This window comes from Pseudomonas sp. GW823-FHT06B06 (assembly GCF_058795195.1).
Genome location: NZ_JBXAHO010000010.1, coordinates 1 through 18,267, shown reverse-complemented (window position 1 = coordinate 18,267; position 18,267 = coordinate 1). Strand labels below are relative to the sequence as shown.

The following is an 18,267-nucleotide window of genomic DNA, read 5'->3' as shown; positions in this document are numbered from 1 at the left end:
CTCGGCCGGGTCGTTGCCTGACCAACCTATGTAGATGGATCATGAACCGCTAAGTCCGACCGTGGTCAGTAGCCCGTTTTCGATGCCGCTGTTTTGCGTTTCTCAACGAAAGCCGTGACCTCTTTAGAGATGCGCTTTGTTTCCGCGTCATACTCATCATTGATAGCGACTGCTCGCTTAGGGCCGAGCTCGTTGATCAAGCGTTGTGCTTCCAGCGAAACGGCTCTTTGACTGTTCAAGTAATTGGGGTCTATGACATTCATATTGTACGAGTCGCCAATTCGCATAGCGACTTGAGCTCCTTGGGACTCGCACATTACGAATCCGATCTTTTCATACGCTTCTACGAGTGTTGGAAAGCAGCTGAGTGCTATATCGGTGAAGCGTGGTTTCAGGCTGTCAATCATCGCAGTCATGACCCCCTGATTGCGATGTGCTGAATCAACGCAGATATAATTTATTCCACAAGCAGTTGCGGAGTCATTAGCTCGGCTCAGGGTCATGAAACCTATAACTTTTGATGCAACATTTACAGCGATTACTACTTCAGAATTGATCTGAAGGCTAATTGCTGGATCAAGCTGAAGGGCGATATCAGTCAGCATCCAGGCGCGAACTACGCCGAACATGGGGTGATCAGCGCTGATTGGCCGGTTGACCAAATCTAGGCTATAGCGTTCAGCCATCCGCAGTATTTCTTCCTTCTGCGAATGACTAAGTGTTCTAAGGCTTTTGATTGCAACAACTTCCATGATTACTCCTTTGTGCTCGCTTCGATTATCTGCTTTCAACAATATGCCACTGACCGTCCCAGTTTCGGATTTTGCATTTAGCAGTCATCCCACGCCCTGTATGGATGCCTTGAACAACGCCCTCACCAGGCCCCGTGCTGGCAAAGTTCACACGGCCACATTCTTTGAAGGCGACTTGGTTCATGAATCCCCCCCTGCTTTGAACTGCGTCCTTCCCAGCTGCTGTATCGACCGCACGCTGGCCGTTTGTGATGCGAATAGCTTGAATCACCGTCGAGCCGTCTTCTGCTTTGCTGTAGCGCAGAGTGCGCTCGTGCTCGACAGCAGCGGTACCGGCTGCGCCCCCCGAATCTCGCGACGAATCGCAGCCGACCAGCGAGAGGCCAACAAGGGCGTAGATGAACAATTTGCGCATAGATGAAGCTCCAGTGATTTGTCGCATAAGCATGCCAGCGCGGGAGAAATTGCCAACTCAAGTAGGTGCATTTACTGCACCGCGCTATAGCCGTCGCCCGTCTGGGTAAAGCGGGTGTGGTGATTACAGGGGCTTTCTAGTGGCCTTGAGCAGCAGAACGCTGATAGATGTACCGTCGAATGCGTTATCAATCGCCTCGGAGAATTCGAGCTTGAAGCCAGGTAGCAGATCGGCAGCGAGCCTCCGGGCGCTTGTCGGCAGCACTGCCCCAAGTCGTCCGCCGGTTTCAATAAGTGTGCCGGCGTGACGGAGGTGTTCATGCCAGCGGCCTTCGCTGTATGGCGGATTCATGGCGATCACGCTGAAGGAGGTACCAGGTTTCCAGGCGAGGAAATCCCCCTCGATGACGTTGTGTCCTTTCTCTCTCAGTATTTGGCAATGCAGCGGACTGACCTCGACGCAACGGGTGCGATCCTTGGGCAGCAGATCAGCAATGCCGCCCTGGCCAGCCTGAGGTTCGCATACAGTGTCGAGCAGGCTGATATCCAGCCAGTCCACTAGGCGCTGTGCGAGATTCGGAGGGGTCGGGTAGAACTGATAGCTCTTCTGGTCGGGAATGCTGCCACGTGCGGCAACCTCTGCAACAGCGTCACGCGGGTCATAGTCGAACTGCCAGTAGGTTAGGCGGCCATGCTTGGGGCAGGTGGTCAGAACCCCGCCCAGAGCCGCCATGACGCTGCCCACCTCATCAAGCAGGTGTTTGCTGTCCGCACGCTCGCGCACGGAGATACACAGCGTATTGGGTACGTTAATTCGGTCGTATTCGCGGCGGAAGTTGGTCGTCTTCTCCAGGTAGCAGTATGTCTCAGCGCTGCTGAGCAGCGATGTCACAGCGTTCGATAGGGGGCGCTCGTAAAGTGTCTTGCTGTTGAAGCCAGATGCCTTCGGCTTTGCTGGGCGCTTGCGGAAGCTCTCCGGGATGGCCATCGGGTGCAGGAACGCCAACACGCTATTGAGCCTGTATGCCATGTCCGGATGGACTTCAAGGTGAGCGGTACCCACCTTGTATGCCCTAACGCGAACGCTGCCGCCATCTATCTCAACCCACTCGCCCCGGCTTGCCCGTGCCAGGTGCAGGATGCGAGTGGTAGAAGCACGGCACGGATCATCGCGGCCCATGAACTTGGCTACCACCATGCGTAGATCGTGGATATAGCCCTCACGGTCATGATCGGTCGATCCCCAGTCGTTATAGACGTGGCTCATGATTGCGCGCTTGTAAAAGCCTTCTGGCTGATTGGTCACATGGGTACGCGACAGGGCTCGGAAGATGCCATCAACACGCTCGGCCAAGAATTCAACACGGCGGGAGAGGAGGCTTTGAATCGTTGCACGCAGGTTGTCGAGATTGAACTCTGGCATATCCAGCTCAGGGTTCTCGCCGCGTTTGTATTTGTGGTCGCGCCAGGCGTTCAGGGTTTTGTGCCATTGGCTACGGCGGGCCTGCGGCATGTGCTCCATAAGGTCGGTTTGATTGAGCGCACGCTGCCAATAGGCTGCGGTCAACTCGTTCAGCGCGCCCTCAAGCTGGAATATTTCGCCGAAGGCGCTGGTATGGCGAATGCTTGCGCTACGACCGTACTGGTCATTGCCATTACCATCGAAGAAATAACCCAGCACACCAGAAACCTTTTCCTGGGTGATGATCCCATGTACCTCAATGACACGGGCCTTCTCGCGCTCGTAATCGCCGGCCAGCAACGTCAGCGCGTCAAACTGAACGGGGGCAAAAAATTGGTCGATGACATCGCCATGAAGGACTGGACTGGAATGACGGTCGTTCTCGAAAAGCTGCATAAGTGAAAACCTCCTTGGTTTCCACCAACTTCTCATTGTCCCGAAAAATCCCAAGCTGTCAGTCGATCACGACTTCTCTCGCTGAATCCCAGTCGCTGGGGGCAGCATCTCCAGTGGCGAAGGCAAATCGCATACCCACGGTCGGCCTGCCTCTCTTCATGAGGTATGCCGCAGCGCCTGCGCACATCGACTCGTGCCCCGAGGACTCATAGCTCCCCTCATCGTCCCAGTTGCCACCCCGTTTTGAATGCACGGTCTTGTGACACTGGAAAGTCGAGTGATCATCCTCGATCAGGGTAGAAATAATCCCCTCCAAGCGCCCGCGGCTTAGCGGAATGGCTCCCTCCTTCAGGAACGGGCAATTCGCACATGGTTTTTTCAGTCGGTAGTGCTGCTTGATCGGATTCACTGAACCGTTTCCTTAGCGCGAAACATCAATGGCGAAAACCTCGACTGGATCTGCCCCAAAGTGCGGATGAACGATCGTCGTCAAGCGATAGCCCTTCCAGGGCAACACAAGTCTTCGTGCGTCATCTCCGCGCTTCGGATAGCCACGTGTCAGCTCTATCTGGTCGAAGCTCTGCCCCTCCAAACGCCGACGCCAATAGGGTGTGGCAGCCCGAAATTCTTCCGGCTTGACGCCAGCCTTGATCGCGTCGAAATACTCGCCTTTGAGTGGCAGCGTCAGGGTTCGCATGGAGCGGGTTCCTTTCAGTTCGTTACGGTCACGGGGTCAGGCGCTGGGTAGGTCACGTTAGTAACCGGCGCAGCGCTGTCGCGCAGTTTCCGCACCGGGCGGCCGTGCGCGGCGTCGGCATAACCCAGGCGGGCGATACGCTGCGCGCGGTAGACCAGGCCGAGCGGGTTGGGCCAGGGCCTGCCGGCTTCGTAGCGCTTGCGGCCGGCCATATAGGGAACGTCAATATGCAGCGAATCGAGGCCCGCCGACTCAGCGCACAGGCGGGCAATGTAGCGGTCTAGCAGGTCGGCACGCATGGGGCGAGTTCCCTCAGTAGCGGGCTGGATTGCCTTTGTACTGCCAGCGCTCGATCAGCGCCGCAGTCCATTCAGGCCCCAGGCGGGCCAGTGCTTCGGCGATAGTGTCATTGCTCTGGTTCAGCAGCTCGGCGCTGTTCGCGGCCAGTGCGACATAGAGGTATTCGCCACGACTCAGGGCACCAACACAGTCAAGGTCGCCCTTGGCCACGCGCAGCGCCAATGCGTCGAGGTAATCCAGTTGATCGGCCATTTGGTCATTCTCCTTCTGTGGTTGGGTGTCGCTATCGGTTGGGTTTAGGGTGTCTATTCAGAGCGTTCGCGTTGAATCCAAAGCTGATCCTGACTGAACACGATGTAACTGTCCCGAGCCTCGGGCACTACCTTTCTAAACTGCGCATCTGTCATGTCGTCGAGCCGGCTGAGGTCGCCACTAGCGCTTAGCCGCTCAATCACCTCGGTGGTGAGCCCTTCGTAGCGGTTGAGATAGACGATTGCATCCATCCCCGCACGTTTCGCGCTCGCGATTATGGATTTCCAGTTACCGCCGCGATCTTTGCTTCGGCGAATATTCTTCGCCTTCAGATAGGCTCGGATGACACGGGAACCCTTGCCAGCACGCATGGAGGCCTGTTCTGAGGTACCAAAATGAAGCCCACCGTCGACCGTTTTGGACGGATCAAGGGTGTCGAACTCCCCATTGGTTCGATGTTCCAGCAGCAAAGGAAAACCCGAGGAGTCAACCACCACGGAAGGGCTGAGCCATTTTTTGAAGTCATCCTCAGCCGAATCTAGCCCGCTGCGCATAGGTTTTCCTGTTGGAGAGCTACTAAGATGTATGGATTATCCCACTTGCCAGGCACAACCCAAGCACCTGGCCTGAAGCAGGATTGAACGCCACTGGCTGTCCGGACGAGCGAAGAGTGAAAATGGGAAAAGATAAAATTCACTGGAGAATCAGCGCGGAGGATGTCCTGGCCGTTCTGGAGTATTACAACGCCGCTAGCCTGAAAGCCCAACAAACGGCGCTTTCTGGCACGGCGACCCAGCTTGAGAAATTGTTGGGAGGCCCACTGCATAAACTCCTCGAGCCGGAGGAGGCTGACGCTATCCGAAAGGCTGGAGAGATCGTCCGCTCGATCAATATTCGTGTTGAGCACGCCAAAGAGATCAAGCGCCGGGAGGAGAAGCAGAGGGAGGCTCGGCTTAAGGCTCGCAAGGCCCTGATTGACGCCGAGGTTAGAGCTGCAATCCCGAGGCCCCAGGCAACGGCGGAGGACGCAATACGGATTACAACGCTGGCGATGGCGCTTCACCAGGAGAAATTCATCCTGGATTTCTATGATGTCCCAACCATGACAAGTCAGTACCAGGAGCGACTACAGCGAGCGCTCAAGGAAAAGGCACTGGGTGGCTACGTCGATTTCGCTTATACAGACATCGTGCGCGGATTATCTGAAATCCTCGACTATCGGCAGAGTGGGAGTCCAAAGGCGGACATTGCGGCCGCACTTAGCTTGTGTGAAAGCTGGAAGCCAAAACACCGGACGGCGCAGGAATTCCTGGAGTTTGTCCATCGCCAAATAGCCATTGAGCACTCGGCCAACGTAGAGAGATTGCCGGCCAAGAAGAAGCCGGCCGGCAGGTAGCCACAGCAAACCATCTCACAGCAATTCAGGCTGAGCCTGAAGGCGGGCCATGATTCGGCTGTTCATGGCCTGCCGGTCTGCGGCCATTCTGGCCTCTCTGGCGGCACCTACGCCGTTGAACTGGTTGACGACATAGATCAGGTACAGCGGATCGCTCGGGCCTACCCAGGCGTTCCAGGCTGCACGGCATTTGGCTCGGGTCTCTGCATTCAAGGCGAAATACGCAGCTTCGGTTCGACCTGGTGCAAACGGAGCGGGTTAATACCGCTTTCCCTGGTCAACCCAGCCTGCTTTCACAAGCTCCGACCTTCAGGCCGGGGTAGTTGACTCGCTCTGTGACAGTGCGTTTTTCCTGACGAAGCAGGTACTTCTTGAATCTCATGACCGACACTCCAGCGCCCGGCGGGTAAGAGCGGCCAGCAGTAACCCCAGGGCGCACCAGGTGGCCAACATGAGTAAGCCGAGGAGTGCGATGCCAGCGGTGCCGAAAAGCCCGCCAAAAAGCAGCAGGAAAGCCTGAGGCGCGGCTGCGAACACCCCAGACCAGATCAGCGTGGCATTGGCCACCCCGGCTAGGAACATGAGCCATGCAAGGTATTCCGGCAAATAGCTCGACTTGAATGAAGGGGACTGCATGAGGCAACTCCTTGTTGTCAGAGGGGGAGATGCCTTCAGGCTATTTCCATTCCGGAATATCCCAAGCCAACAAAAAGCCCGGCGAACCGGGCTGAGATTGCTCTAGGTGCTAGTCCTCAAAATGCAAGCTCTTGCTGGCGGTCTGCGTAGCCGCACCAACGGGCGAAGCAGTCGGGATTTCCTACCTCCATCTCTATGTTTCCTGCATAGCCGTGGGTGCGCGCGTCACGGATCAGCTCTGCGATAACTTCGGGACTGTCTCCCATCTCGAAGCAGGTATCAAAAGTACGCTCGCCCAGCCCTTCAAACCCACGATCCCACAACTGGTAGCTGGTGATCTCATGCACGAGATTGTGGCGGTAGGCCAGCTGAACAAAGCGCACACGAGCTTTGAAGCCCGAAGCGGTTGTAAGGCCTACCTTGTCGCGTAGACCAAACAGTTCGGTGATGGTGGCGGTGGTGTAAGACATATGGCGATCCGAGTTATCCAGGAGATGCCATCAGGCTACGGCATGAGCTGGGAATCCCAACCAAACTCAACGAGCCACGGGAGGGCCGATGCCAAGCGGCGGCATGATCAGGATTTCGTAGACAGAAGGGGGCAGGGGATCAATTTGCACCCTGATGCCGGTGTATTGGGCTGAAGGCCTCCCATCCAGAGGAAAAACGCCGTGGGGAATTTCAGGATCGGTGCCGAGCCACATCCGGGCGCGGTAGTCGACCCGGTAAATCCCAACCTCGATCCAGTAGTGGGGAGAAACGGCCCGGCCAGCAACGAGCAGTTGGCCAAGCATGCCTTGGTAGGGAATTCCTGCCTGAGCCAACCGGGTAGCAACCAGCCTGCACATCCCATCGCACTCGACAGGTGCGCTATCCAAGGATTCTAAGAGCCTATCCAGGACTGCGGCGGTGATCGGGCGGTCAGTCATAGTCCTTTGCCTTGAGGAATGTTGATCGTTCGTGAAGATGGCCAGAGTACGGTGGCTAGAGGGAAACCCAATTGCTGGTTGAGCGACAGTGCGCTGCTCAAAGAAAAGCCCGCCTAGGGCAAGCCTGGCGGGCTTCGGAAATAAAATGGGCAGCTTCAGCGACACCACAGACGAGACAGGTGAGGGGAGGAGTGTCTTGGGAGCGTAGCTTCTACCATGAAGCTGCCCAGGGCCTAATTTACCATGACTCGCTGCGGTCTTCTGCTCTCTCAGGAGAACAGCGATTTGATTGCCGAGAGAAGGCTTCGCTTTGGCGCTTCTGGTTCCGCTGGAGTGCTTGCCGCACGGTAGGCCGCCATCAGGTGAACATCATTGGCCAACATCCGGTAGACACACTGGTTTGCGTCTGGGGTCGGCTTATGCAGTTGGTACCCATGATGTTTGCTGATAAACAAAGCAACCGCGGCACTGCGGGATCGGCCGGCCTGGCAATTGACAGCGATATTTTCCCCTCTATCTGCAATTTCTCGTATGCGCTCCCGCAGCACGTCAGCCTTGCTGCTGAGCAGGTAATCGACGTAATTCCGCTCAAAATCTGGCCCGTATATCTCAATGACTTCTTCGTCAAAGCCAGCATCAATGAAGTGGTGGTAGCTCACGCTCTTCCAGCGTGCTTCGTCGATGCAGGCCTGATCTTCAAGGCCATCAGATATCGATATCAGATGGCAGTCAGGGCCTGGCGAGTATGCTTCAGCCTCGCTGCGCGATAAGAAGGTGCAGCTGGGTATGGTTCGGTGCATTTTTCTCTCCGTTGCCACCGGCATGTCTACTGGGTTACCGAGGCCCTGAATTTCGATACATCGCTGCGCTGGGCTTCCACTACGTTCTGTAGTTTGCCGACATGAAACGCGGCGATGACCGGGCTCTGAAGAAAAGCAACACCGGGAATGGTGTTTGGCAGCAGCGCCGTAACCTTGGTATGCAAATGTGCCCGGATCGGCTCATACCATGGCGCGTAACCACCCTCTCTCTTTTGGCTCGGATTGCGGTAGATGGACTGGCCGTCGCCCTCTGGCAGCTTGAGCATTTTCCGACACTCCAGTGACTCGTAGCTGAAACAGCCGATTTTCATATCACCGTCCAAGATGCCTTGACGCAGAGCACTTACCTCGGACGTTGCGAAGATGAAGAACATGCCCAGCACGACCAGGAAGAAGCCGGCCACGCGCAGGCTTAGCAGTTGCCCTAGCCCATACAGCGCAAGTAGTCCCCCCATTACGGAGCCATGCCAGTAAAGACCAACTCGAGGGCTGAGGAACGATGCGTTCCGCATATCTTCGTTGGTGATTGGCACCTGGAAGGTCAACCAGGCGGATGCGAGGACGCAGATCGCCAGCCACGCGAAGATCAGCAAGCCAGCCGTCGCGATGACAATGCTCATGAGCTTTTCAGCCTGAGTTAGCAGGGCCTGCTTGGGCATATCGGAAGAGGGAATTTCTGTGGACATTGGTAGATTGATCCCTTTTTCAATGACAAAGCCCGCGAGCTGGTCAGGCTTGCGGGCTTCTTGTGTGGGAGGAAGGATTACTTCTTGGCGTCGATGAACGGCAGGGTTCCGCCTGGAAGTACCGTGGTAGGCAGCACGCCGTTCCAGCGCTCGGCTTTGGTAAGCTCGACCAGGCCGGGGTTGCTGCCCAGGGCGCGGGCGCGGGCGTCGATGGCTTTTGCTTCCGCTTCACCGCGCAGCTGGATGCTTTCCGCTTCGGCACGTGCGGCGGCCAGTGCCGAATCCGCGGTAGCCTGGGCCTGGGTGACGACAATCCGCGCCTGGATCTGCTCAGTGGCCAGTTGCTGCTCGCGAGTCTTCACGGCAACCTCAGCGCGCATGCGCTCTTCGATCGACTTCTCGTAGGCGTCACTGAAGTCGATGTTCTCGACCTGCACACTGTCGATCACCACCGGCCCACTGACTGCGCTCTTGATTGCAGAGGCGATATCGGCAACCAGCTTGCCGCGTTGCTGTACGGCATTGACGGCGGTGTATTGACCGAAGACGTTTTCCACCTGTGTTGGGACATGCCGGCTGATTGCTCTTGTCAGCAGGCCGTCCAGATCGGCGTAGCCCTTGTAGACCTCCGCGACCTCGCCTGCCGGCACGTGCCAGCTGACCGAGACCGACAACGTTGCAGCCTGTTGGTCACGGCTGTATGCCTGCAAACCGTCCCACTTGGTGGCGTTGTTCTGTATCGAGATCGCTTTGGCGCTGTCGATGAAGGGGATTTTCCAATGCAGCCCTGGATCTGCCACCTCCATGAAGGCACCGTTGCGCAGGACCACTGCGCGTTCTTTCTCGTCGACGGTATAAAACGAGCCAAGCAGCAGACCCATACCTATAACGGCCACAATGGCAATCGAGCCGAGAGCCAAGGGAGATTTGGACGAGGATGAGAAATTGTTGAATTGCATTCCGATGATCCTTGTTGGTTGGTCGGCGATTAGTTTGTTAGGTATTGGCTGAGGAAGGTCTCGATTTCAGACGGTTTTTTCGCCTGAAAGCGGGCTGCGCTGTTTGCGGTTGTGCGGTGTTTTTCTCCTCGGTTTCAGTCGCGGTTGCATTGGCCACGTTATAGGCCGACTTAAAAAACCCAAGTCACCTCAATGCGGCCGGCTACCAAGCTGATTGAGTCGTGGGGCCGGCCGCGCAAGGAAAAGCGAGAACAAAAAAGGCGACACAGCCGGTCGCCTGATTTCTATGGGCCTCCTTTTAGAGGCTCTTCAACACACCCCAGTGAACTGGACGGCGATCCGCCTTTTCCAGTGCCTCCGCTGCTACCGAGGCTTGCTCGTGCGAACTCCACACGCTGTCGGAGCAACGCTCAACTCCGTGCTCCTGGTCTCGGAAAATCAGGTCAAAGGTCGGTGCCTCGTACTGGTCAGAGATATCCCGCACTACAAAGCGCTCGTGCTCGAGGTGATGTGTCACGGCGGATGCGGCGCTCACAGGCACGATCCTGCTTTCAGGGGAGCTGAGGATGCAGACCCCGAGGGGACTCCCAGCTGCTCCGCCGAATCACTCTTGGGGGGCAAGCTCGACGCCGAACCGTCGCGCTCTGGTTGGGAGATGGACGTTTCGATGTTGCAGCGACCGATCTCAATTCCAAGCTCATTGCTGGCCTGTTGGGAGAGATCTTGCAAAGCATCCTCAACAGCTAATTCGAGCTTGGCCTTCAGTCGAGAAAGTGCTTGTGGTGAGCCAGTAACTCCAATGGCCAGGCTGAGGTTAAGTCCAGCCTGATGCCGGGCTTGGGGCGTGACGACCTGCATAAATGGTTCTCCGTATAGGTTGATCTGCCTCCTTCTCTCACGATCGTCGAGAATCCCAAGTTCCCGTTGCCTGTTCAGGATTGCTTCTCCTCAGTGTTTAATAGCCGTGTATAAATTTTCTGACGGAAATCCCATGGATCAAAGCCTTGAAGTCTTGGAGCGAACGCTGCAAGCAAGCATCAAAGAGCAGCGCTCAGCACGTCGCTGGAAGAATTTTTTCCGTCTCGCGACTCTTGGGATCGTCGTGACTGCCTTTGTGGTCGGCGGAAGGGCAGACCTTGATGGCGTTGGGGCCGATGTGCCGGTAACAGCAAAAATCAAGGTGAGGGGAGTGATTGCGGATGGGGAGGAAGCGAGCGCTGAGAACCTGAAGCGTAGCCTCGGCAAGGCCTTTGAAAGTGAGAATACGAAAGCTGTGATTTTGGAAATCAACAGCCCAGGCGGTAGTCCCGTCCAAGCAGGCCATGTTTACGACGAAGTTCGCCGCTTGCGTGCACTGCATCCAGACACGAAGGTTTATGCCGTCATCACAGATCTGGGGGCCTCCGGTGGCTATTACATTGCCAGCGCAGCCGATGAGATATTTGCGGACAAGGCCAGTTTGGTCGGATCGATCGGTGTAACCGCGGCGAGCTTTGGTTACGTCGAGCTCATGCAAAAGCTTGGGGTCGAACGCCGCTCCTATACGTCCGGCGAACACAAGGCCTTCCTCGATCAATTCCAGCCTCAAAATCAAGAGGAGACGAAGTTCTGGGAAGGGGTGCTCAAAACAACCCACAACCAATTCATTCGCTCGGTTGAGGCTGGGCGGGGAGAGCGTTTGAAAGCGAAGGAGAATCCCGACCTATACTCGGGGCTGATATGGACTGGTGAGCAAGCGGTAGGACTGGGGCTGGTTGATCGCCTGGGTGATTCTGACTACGTGGCTCGTGAAGTCGTAGGTGTGAGCAAGATCGTTGACTTCACCCGCAAACAGAATCCCCTGGATCGCTTTGCCAGCAAGATCGGCGCTTCGGTTGCCGAACACCTCTCATTGCGGCTTGGGTTCGACGGCCTGAGCTTGCGCTAAAGCCCAGCAGGAACCCGGCCAGGCTAAGCAGTATCTGCCCCGTCCAGAGATGGACGGGGCATTTTTTTAGCCGCGCTTGAGTTGATCACGCAACTGAGTGGGTAGATTGCGAATAGTCAGCGTGCCGGCATTCTCGTCGTAGTCGATCTTGGAGCCCAGCAGGTGGGCCTCGAAGCTGATCGACAGACCTTCGGCGCGGCCGGTGAAGCGGCGGAATTGGTTCAGGGTGCGTTTATCCGCTGGGATCTCAGGTGACAGTCCGTAGTCGCGGTTGCGGATGTGATCGTAGAACGCCTTTGGTCGATCTTCATCGATCAGCCCGGACAGCTCCTCCAGCGTCATCGGCTCGCCCAACTTCGCCTGGCTGGTCGCGTAGCCAACCAGAGTATTGGTCTTCTCCCGCGCCTGCTCCTCGGGCAGATCCTCGCTCTCGACGAAATCGCTGAATGCCTTGAGCAAGGTGCGGGTTTCACCGGGGGCGTCTACACCCTCCTGGCAACCGATGAAATCACGGAAGTAGTCGGAGACCTTTCGACCGTTCTTGCCCTTGATGAACGAAATGTACTGTTTGGACTGCTTGTTGTTCTGCCACTCGCTGATGTTGATGCGCGCTGCCAGGTGCAGTTGGCCGAGATCCAGGTGCTTGGCTGGGGTCACGTCCAGGGCGTCGGTCACCGCCACGCCGTCGCTGTGGTGCAGCAGGGCGATGGCCATGTAGTCGGTCATGCCTTGCTGATAGTGGGCGAACAGGACGTGGCCGCCGGTGGAGAGGTTCGATTCTTCCATCAGCTTTTGCAGGTGCTCTACGGCAGCGTGAGTGAAAGATGTGAAGTCCTGGCCGCCCTCGATGTACTCCTTCAGCCATCGGCTGAAGGGATAAGCGCCGGACTCCGCATGGAAGAGCCCCCAGGCCTTGCCCTGCTTTGCGTTGTAGCTCTCGTTTAGATCGGCGAGCATGTTGTCGATGGGTGGCGACACACCCAGCTCGCTGTCGCGGGCGTGCAGGACGGCTGGAGTACCATCAGGTTTTTTGTCGATCTGATGAACGATGATGTGACGGATTGGCATGAGCAAAGTCCCTGTAGTTTGGGGTTAGTAAGGCGTTTCGTGGGGGTGTTTCGACAAATGGGCGGTGAGCACTTGCTTACTGAAGTCGGTCAGGATTTCAGGAGCAAGAACGGAACCGGTGATTGCAGCGGCGGGGCGAAAAATCCTCTTGCCGGAAGCCGTGAGCCAATCGAACACCATGAAGTGTTGGTGCGCTCCAGTTTTGAGAGGCGGCAGCGCCTGCCAGGTCATAGTTGAACTGGCGTATAGCGACAGTGCTGATATGACGGTTTGCGACTCCCCTGCATTGCGGCTCCGCTCGGGCAGAGCGTCATAGGCGCTGAGGGTTGCGCCGAGAACATCAGCGGGCTGAAGTCCGTCAAGATTCTTCAGATCCTCGCCGCTCTGCATTGCTCGATAGCCGTCCAGCGTCAGCTGGCCAACGAGTCGGGGGCCAGCAACCAGGTTGTATGAGTACAGCCAGAATCCAACGGCATTTCGTGCGCCGGCTGCTTCATCATCGATAACCCAGCTTGCATGCCGCAGCGACTCAGCAAACTTGCGAGCGCGCGCCTTTCCTACGTCATCCATCTACGACTCCTATCTCTTGGCCTGCGTCGACGCCTGTGCGAAAGCTCAGGCAATGTCGAACACAGTCGCACGCCGGCCGGAAAACCCAAGTCGAGATGCGAGCATCAGGAAGAGCCTGTATCGGCGCATTGGCAGGAAAAAATATCCGTCTCAATCAGGCTGCGCTCTGTTGCCGTCTCCATTCCACGGATCGAGCACCTGGCTTGGGTTATTTCGAAGCGATGGTTTCCTACCTGTAGTTCTTACAGCGGGAAACCTCGATGCAGCTCCGACCCTACCAACAACAGCAGGATTTTGAACTCCGCAAGGGCATAAGCCTTGGCGCGATCATTCAGATGCTGATGAGTCCTACGGGCTCCGGTAAGACAGAGGTGGCCAAGCACATCATTGCCGGTGCGCAGGCGAAGAACCGGAGGGCCTGGTTCATCGTCGACAGCGTGAAGCTGCTCGATCAGACGCTTGAGCGGTTCCACAAAGATGGATTGGTCGCCGGTGCGATTCAGTCAGACCATCCCTGCACTGACTATCGAAAACCCATCCAGGTCGCAACGATCCAGAGCTTGCGTCCGCGCCTGGACTACATGCTCAACCACCACAAACCACACCTTGTTCTCATTGACGAGGCGCATGTCATCCACGAAGCCCATATTGAGCTGATCACGTGGTGCCGGCGGAACAAGGTGCCAGTTATCGGGCTCAGTGCTACCCCTTGGCGGCGAGGCCTGGGCCGCATCTTTGACAGACTGGTCAACTGCATCTCCCTTTCCGAGCTGACAGACCAAGGTTTCCTTGTCCCTACACAGTGCTACGCGCCCTCCGTGCCTTCGCTGAAGGGGGTGAGCACGAAGCCGAATGGTGACTGGATCGAGGACGAGCTTGCCACGGTCATGGGTGACGCCAAGCTGCTTGGTGACGTGGTAACGCACTGGAAAGAACTGGGTGAAAACCGCAAAACGATGGTTTTCGCCTGCAACGTCCAGCATTCCAAGAAGCTCGCTGCTGAGTTTTTAAAAGCTGGGGTTGCCGCAGCTCATATCGATGGCTATATGCCTCCGCATGAGACCGAGGAGATCTTGCGCCAGTACAAGGCGGGCAAGATAAGGGTCTTGGTCTCAGTGGCTATGCTGATCAAGGGGTTTGATGACCCCTCGACCAGTTGCCTCGTGATAGCGCGGCCTACCAAGTCCCTGATGCTTCACTACCAGATGATTGGCCGCGGGCTGCGACTCTCGCCTGAAACTGGAAAAATCGACTGCATTATCATTGACCACTCCGGGAACCTCTTGCTTAACGGGAAGCCAACGGACGAGGTGCCCGATGCCATGGACAATGGGGAAGGGGAGCGTCTTGACCGCCGCCCGCAGGACAAAGGCGATCAGGAGAAAAAAACCAAGCCATGTCCGAAGTGCAGCTTTGTTTTCAGCGGATTGCTCTGTCCGAAGTGTGGCAATGAAATCGTAATACCGGATGGGGTGGCGGTGGCCACCGGCAAACTGGTGAAGCTAGACGATCGACGCAAAGTGCTCGGGCCGACCAGTAAACAGCACACTTTCTGTGAGCTGCTTGGGTACGCCCGTGAGACCGGCAAGAAAGACGGGTGGGCTCAGTACGCATACCAGGCATACATGAAAGAGCTGCCAGATCGCGCATGGATCGGTACCGTGCAACCCAAACCACCGAGTGAAGACATGAAAAGCTGGGTGAAGGGCTATAACGTCCGTCGCGCCAAAAGCAAACGCCGATTCGGGTGAGCCGGTGGCTTGGGATTATCTAGAGCCATGTTTCACTGCTTTCAGCTGGGACTTAACACCCATGCGATTTTTCAACAACCAAGGATTGACATCCTCCCCCGGCTTAAACGCCGGGGATTCCCTCTCCAGGACGCTCATGCCCGAGCGCGAGAATGTTCCTGGCCGCGTTCACGTCGCGGTCGTGAGTGACACCGCACTCACAGATCCATTCCCTTATTCCAAGCCCTGCGATACCTCTCGGCCTGCTGGCGGGCAATGCACCGCAACAGCTACAGGTTTGGGTGGTGTACGCCTCGTTCACGACCCTGAAGACGATGCCTGCGTGCGCGCATTTGTAGGCCAGCATCGTTTTCAGTTGACCCCAGCCGGCATCGAGCACCGACTTGGCCATCCTGGTTCTGACGAGTTTCTGCGGGCTGACATCGCCCACGATGATGGTGTTGCAGCGCTCGACCAGCGAGCGGCTGAATTTGTGTAAGGCATCCTTGCGCCGGTTGGCTATCTTGGCGTGGATTGCCCGCACCCGAGCTTTCTTGCCGGCACGCTGGGCGCTGGCCAGCTTGGGCTCCAGGTCGCGGTAGAAACGGCCATTCTCCAGCCGCTGCCCGTCGCTACAGGTGGCCACGTCCTTCAGGCCCAGGTCGATGCCAACGGCCCCTTGCCCCGTCGATAGCTGGGTCTCCAGCTCGACGACCACATTGAAATACCAGCGGCCTCGGGCGTCTTCGCTGAAGCTGCCGGAGCGGAGGCGGTACTGGCCCAGCCCGTAGCTGTCCCAGACCTTGAAGCATCTGCCATTGTGGAACACCTGGCCGTTCTTCCAGCTCGCTGCGCCGGATTTGAACGGAATCCAGCCGAGCGAGCGGCGAACACCGATCGATTTACGCCAGCTCAGCCGGGCCTTCTTGAACTGCCGGCGGCGCGTGGCGTATTCCCGCGACACTTCCTGCAATGTCTGCGAGTGCAGGCCCAGTTCCTTGCTTGCGCCCTGGGTATAGCGATCTAAGTCGTAGGCCGACAGAAAGACCCCGCGCTCACGGATCGAGCGATGGCTGAGTTCGTTCAGGTAGTTCCAGACGAAATTCACCTGCCGGGCCATCTGGCGCAGCAGCTGAGTGTGTTTGTCTCGAACGCGAACCTGGAGGGTCTTGGTGTGCTTCATGTCGGCAGCGTGCCATAGCTCTGGAATAACCCAAGGTGAGCCATCGCTATTCTCCGGCCGCCCCGATCTAGGGCGGCGTCTGCGTAATTCAGACCAAAAAACCGCCCGAAACCAGACCTTTCCCCGCGACCTGCATGAAACGATCTCCTCACCTAAGGAGACTCACATGCCCAGCGAAAAATATCTTCCGGCGATATGCCGATCACCACTCATTGACTACCTGGCAGGCATCGGCTCGCACGCGGTCATGATTCTGACGTTCAGGCACAGCGGCGAAGAGCTGCGCTCGATGTCCAGTCGTCACGCTGCCGGCTTGATGGCAGTAGCGGTTGGCATGGTCGTCGCCTGTACCCACCTCGCCCCGAGCTCCAGCTCCACGCATAGCTTGGCGCTTTACACACTATTTCCCCTCCTCATAGCAGCAGCAGCCTTACGCACCTTCGGAATGCATGCCGTTGCAGGGTATGCGACGTTCCTGGTGGTGACAGAGCCGGTAGCCCTGGTTGTTCGCCATCTCCCAATGGGCGACCTGATTGATGCCGTGTTTTCGTTCTGGTGCTTAGCAGCGCTGTCTGTCTACGGCGGCAAATGTGCAAAAAACAGAATGGAGTCGCCTCAATGAAGTCGACCGCAGAACAGCTCCCCATCATCGAATACCAAGGTGACCATCTGGTGGTGAAGGCCTATGCCGGGTGCGGCAAGACGACAACGCTTGTTGCCTACGCCAACCATCACAGCCACTTGCGCATGCTCTATCTGGCGTACAACCGCGCTATCCGGGATGAAGGCGCGGAGAAGTTTCCGAAAAACGTAGTGTGCAAGACATCCCACCAGTTGGCCTGGCCGCAGTTTGGCCGACACTATCAGCACAAGCTCGGGAACATCCGTCTGACGGATGCTGCCGGGCTCCTCAAAACACGGAACTGGGGAGATGTTCGAGACGCTATCGCTGTGCTCAATGCCTACCTTTCGAGCGCTGACGAAGAAATCAGTGAGGCGCATTATTTTGCTGCGCTCAGCGAGGAAGAGGCAGCGGAGCACGGAGCCGATCACCTCGACCGGACGATAAATTCTGCCCAGAAACTCTGGGACGAGATGATCGATACCGAGAGCAAATTCCCCTGCCAGCATGACGCATACCTGAAGCTCTTCCAGCTCAGTAATCCCCAGCTGCCGTATGACGTGATCCTTTTCGATGAGGCGCAGGACAGTAACCCCGTAACTGCCTCCCTGGTCGCTGGTCAGAAGGCGAGGAAGATATTTGTCGGCGACAAATGGCAGCAGATCTACCGTTGGCGAGGGGCTGAGAACGCACTTGATACGCAGATTGTGCAGGGCGCGGCGTCGATGTTCTTGACCAACTCGTTCCGGTTCGGGCCGATGATTGCCGGCGTAGCCAATGCGATCCTCAAACAGCAAGGGGAAACACGTCCCCTGGTTGGGTTTGGTGCCCGCGACAAAGTGACGACATCGCTGCCCTCTGGATGTAACCACTACACCGTGCTCAACCGCACGGTGATCGGCGTGATCATGACGGCCATTGATGCTGTATCTGACGGCCAAGTTGTCTACTGGAACGGGGGGATTGAGGCATACCAAATCTCCGACCTCGAGGATGTTTACCATCTGAAGGTCGGCCGCAAGGATGAGATCCGCAACAAGCGCCTTTTCGGGCAGTTCAGCGACTTTGGAGGGTTTGCCGAAGCGGCAGAGGAGTCGAAGGATGCCGAGATGAATCGGATGCTCAGGATACTCAAGGAGCACAACGACATTCCGAAGTTGATCTCGGCGCTACGCCGCAACTCAACGGATGATCCTCTTGATGCAGATGTGATTGTGAGCACCTGCCACCGCTCGAAGGGGCTGGAGTGGGATGTGGTTGTCTTGGAAGAAGATTTCCCAGACATCTTCGACGAAGAGAAGATCACCCCTGATCAGCGGGTTGATGAGTTGAATTTGCTCTATGTCGCAGCCACAAGAGCAAAGAAGGTGTTGGTGATCAACAGCATCACCCAGGTCGTGATCCAAAAAAGTCACGCTGAGGCCAAGCGGGAGATGGAAGCAGCAGCGGGGCAGCGCGCATGATCTA

Annotated in this window: 25 protein-coding genes; 5 read left to right on the top strand and 20 right to left on the bottom strand. The window is 56.9% G+C overall.

The features are described 5' to 3' along the window. Positions 1-65: 65 nt before the first annotated feature. From AC1Q8Q_RS11160 to AC1Q8Q_RS11125, 8 genes are all read right to left on the bottom strand, one after another. Positions 66-752, bottom strand: coding sequence for a GNAT family N-acetyltransferase (locus AC1Q8Q_RS11160; RefSeq protein WP_102685585.1), 687 nt, complete (start codon positions 750-752; stop codon positions 66-68). A gap of 25 nt (positions 753-777) precedes the next feature. Next, positions 778-1,167 (bottom strand): hypothetical protein, encoded by a 390-nt coding sequence (locus tag AC1Q8Q_RS11155; RefSeq protein WP_102685586.1) that lies wholly within the window; start codon positions 1,165-1,167, stop codon positions 778-780. Positions 1,168-1,290: 123 nt separating this feature from the next. After that, positions 1,291-3,024 carry a DUF4942 domain-containing protein gene (locus AC1Q8Q_RS11150; RefSeq protein WP_158247791.1) on the bottom strand — a complete coding sequence of 578 codons (1,734 nt, stop codon included), beginning with the start codon at positions 3,022-3,024 and terminating at the stop codon, positions 1,291-1,293. Positions 3,025-3,082: 58 nt separating this feature from the next. Further along, positions 3,083-3,433 (bottom strand): hypothetical protein, encoded by a 351-nt coding sequence (locus AC1Q8Q_RS11145; RefSeq protein ID WP_102685588.1) that lies wholly within the window; start codon positions 3,431-3,433, stop codon positions 3,083-3,085. Positions 3,434-3,445: 12 nt separating this feature from the next. Then, on the bottom strand, positions 3,446-3,721 hold the full coding sequence (locus tag AC1Q8Q_RS11140; protein WP_033045049.1) for a hypothetical protein: 276 nt from the start codon (positions 3,719-3,721) through the stop codon (positions 3,446-3,448). Between the two features lie 14 nt (positions 3,722-3,735). After that, positions 3,736-4,020 carry a hypothetical protein gene (locus AC1Q8Q_RS11135; protein WP_102685589.1) on the bottom strand — a complete coding sequence of 95 codons (285 nt, stop codon included), beginning with the start codon at positions 4,018-4,020 and terminating at the stop codon, positions 3,736-3,738. Positions 4,021-4,033: 13 nt separating this feature from the next. Further along, complete coding sequence (locus tag AC1Q8Q_RS11130; protein WP_033045051.1) at positions 4,034-4,273, bottom strand: hypothetical protein; 240 nt, start codon at positions 4,271-4,273, stop codon at positions 4,034-4,036. Positions 4,274-4,326: 53 nt separating this feature from the next. Then, positions 4,327-4,827 (bottom strand): hypothetical protein, encoded by a 501-nt coding sequence (locus AC1Q8Q_RS11125; RefSeq protein WP_102685590.1) that lies wholly within the window; start codon positions 4,825-4,827, stop codon positions 4,327-4,329. 122 nt (positions 4,828-4,949) lie between these two features. Here AC1Q8Q_RS11125 and AC1Q8Q_RS11120 point away from each other — a divergent pair, with 122 nt between their 5' ends. Further along, the gene (locus tag AC1Q8Q_RS11120; protein ID WP_102685591.1) at positions 4,950-5,669 is read left to right on the top strand and encodes a hypothetical protein; all 720 of its coding nucleotides are present in this window, start codon (positions 4,950-4,952) and stop codon (positions 5,667-5,669) included. A 15-nt stretch (positions 5,670-5,684) separates the two neighbouring features. On the opposite strand, the gene AC1Q8Q_RS11115 is transcribed toward AC1Q8Q_RS11120, so the two are convergent. From AC1Q8Q_RS11115 to AC1Q8Q_RS11075, 9 genes are all read right to left on the bottom strand, one after another. Next, on the bottom strand, positions 5,685-5,882 hold the full coding sequence (locus tag AC1Q8Q_RS11115) for a hypothetical protein (RefSeq protein ID WP_102685592.1): 198 nt from the start codon (positions 5,880-5,882) through the stop codon (positions 5,685-5,687). A gap of 165 nt (positions 5,883-6,047) precedes the next feature. Beyond that, complete coding sequence (locus tag AC1Q8Q_RS11110; RefSeq protein WP_047297019.1) at positions 6,048-6,305, bottom strand: hypothetical protein; 258 nt, start codon at positions 6,303-6,305, stop codon at positions 6,048-6,050. A gap of 116 nt (positions 6,306-6,421) precedes the next feature. Continuing rightward, positions 6,422-6,775: a hypothetical protein gene (locus AC1Q8Q_RS11105; RefSeq protein ID WP_084341938.1), complete on the bottom strand. Its 354-nt coding sequence runs from the start codon at positions 6,773-6,775 to the stop codon at positions 6,422-6,424. A gap of 66 nt (positions 6,776-6,841) precedes the next feature. Next, the gene (locus tag AC1Q8Q_RS11100) at positions 6,842-7,234 is read right to left on the bottom strand and encodes a hypothetical protein (RefSeq protein ID WP_102685593.1); all 393 of its coding nucleotides are present in this window, start codon (positions 7,232-7,234) and stop codon (positions 6,842-6,844) included. A 269-nt stretch (positions 7,235-7,503) separates the two neighbouring features. Then, positions 7,504-8,034, bottom strand: coding sequence for a protein-tyrosine phosphatase family protein (locus AC1Q8Q_RS11095; protein WP_102685594.1), 531 nt, complete (start codon positions 8,032-8,034; stop codon positions 7,504-7,506). Between the two features lie 26 nt (positions 8,035-8,060). Next, positions 8,061-8,741 (bottom strand): hypothetical protein, encoded by a 681-nt coding sequence (locus AC1Q8Q_RS11090; RefSeq protein ID WP_102685595.1) that lies wholly within the window; start codon positions 8,739-8,741, stop codon positions 8,061-8,063. Between the two features lie 77 nt (positions 8,742-8,818). Next, positions 8,819-9,700 carry a prohibitin family protein gene (locus AC1Q8Q_RS11085; RefSeq protein WP_102685596.1) on the bottom strand — a complete coding sequence of 294 codons (882 nt, stop codon included), beginning with the start codon at positions 9,698-9,700 and terminating at the stop codon, positions 8,819-8,821. Positions 9,701-9,998: 298 nt separating this feature from the next. Then, positions 9,999-10,235 (bottom strand): hypothetical protein, encoded by a 237-nt coding sequence (locus AC1Q8Q_RS11080; protein WP_033045061.1) that lies wholly within the window; start codon positions 10,233-10,235, stop codon positions 9,999-10,001. Then, complete coding sequence (locus AC1Q8Q_RS11075) at positions 10,232-10,558, bottom strand: hypothetical protein (RefSeq protein WP_060763795.1); 327 nt, start codon at positions 10,556-10,558, stop codon at positions 10,232-10,234. The genes AC1Q8Q_RS11080 and AC1Q8Q_RS11075 overlap by 4 nt, the downstream gene beginning before the upstream one ends. A gap of 133 nt (positions 10,559-10,691) precedes the next feature. On the opposite strand from AC1Q8Q_RS11075, the gene sppA reads away from it, so the two are divergent. Continuing rightward, positions 10,692-11,627, top strand: coding sequence for a signal peptide peptidase SppA (gene sppA / locus AC1Q8Q_RS11070; protein WP_060763794.1), 936 nt, complete (start codon positions 10,692-10,694; stop codon positions 11,625-11,627). Between the two features lie 66 nt (positions 11,628-11,693). On the opposite strand, the gene yejK is transcribed toward sppA, so the two are convergent. Beyond that, positions 11,694-12,695 (bottom strand): nucleoid-associated protein YejK, encoded by a 1,002-nt coding sequence (yejK, locus tag AC1Q8Q_RS11065; protein WP_043859657.1) that lies wholly within the window; start codon positions 12,693-12,695, stop codon positions 11,694-11,696. A gap of 24 nt (positions 12,696-12,719) precedes the next feature. Next, positions 12,720-13,265, bottom strand: a complete 546-nt coding sequence (locus tag AC1Q8Q_RS11060) for a hypothetical protein (RefSeq protein ID WP_060763793.1) — start codon at positions 13,263-13,265, stop codon at positions 12,720-12,722. Between the two features lie 260 nt (positions 13,266-13,525). Here AC1Q8Q_RS11060 and AC1Q8Q_RS11055 point away from each other — a divergent pair, with 260 nt between their 5' ends. Then, positions 13,526-15,016, top strand: a complete 1,491-nt coding sequence (locus AC1Q8Q_RS11055; protein WP_033045069.1) for a DEAD/DEAH box helicase — start codon at positions 13,526-13,528, stop codon at positions 15,014-15,016. A gap of 103 nt (positions 15,017-15,119) precedes the next feature. On the opposite strand, the gene AC1Q8Q_RS11050 is transcribed toward AC1Q8Q_RS11055, so the two are convergent. After that, the gene (locus AC1Q8Q_RS11050; RefSeq protein ID WP_102685597.1) at positions 15,120-16,178 is read right to left on the bottom strand and encodes an RNA-guided endonuclease InsQ/TnpB family protein; all 1,059 of its coding nucleotides are present in this window, start codon (positions 16,176-16,178) and stop codon (positions 15,120-15,122) included. 166 nt (positions 16,179-16,344) lie between these two features. On the opposite strand from AC1Q8Q_RS11050, the gene AC1Q8Q_RS11045 reads away from it, so the two are divergent. Together AC1Q8Q_RS11045 and AC1Q8Q_RS11040 are read left to right on the top strand one after the other, a co-directional pair. Continuing rightward, on the top strand, positions 16,345-16,800 hold the full coding sequence (locus AC1Q8Q_RS11045) for a hypothetical protein (protein ID WP_028622355.1): 456 nt from the start codon (positions 16,345-16,347) through the stop codon (positions 16,798-16,800). Beyond that, positions 16,797-18,263: a 3'-5' exonuclease gene (locus AC1Q8Q_RS11040; protein ID WP_028622354.1), complete on the top strand. Its 1,467-nt coding sequence runs from the start codon at positions 16,797-16,799 to the stop codon at positions 18,261-18,263. Before AC1Q8Q_RS11045 ends, AC1Q8Q_RS11040 begins: the two co-directional genes overlap by 4 nt. Positions 18,264-18,267: the final 4 nt, after the last annotated feature.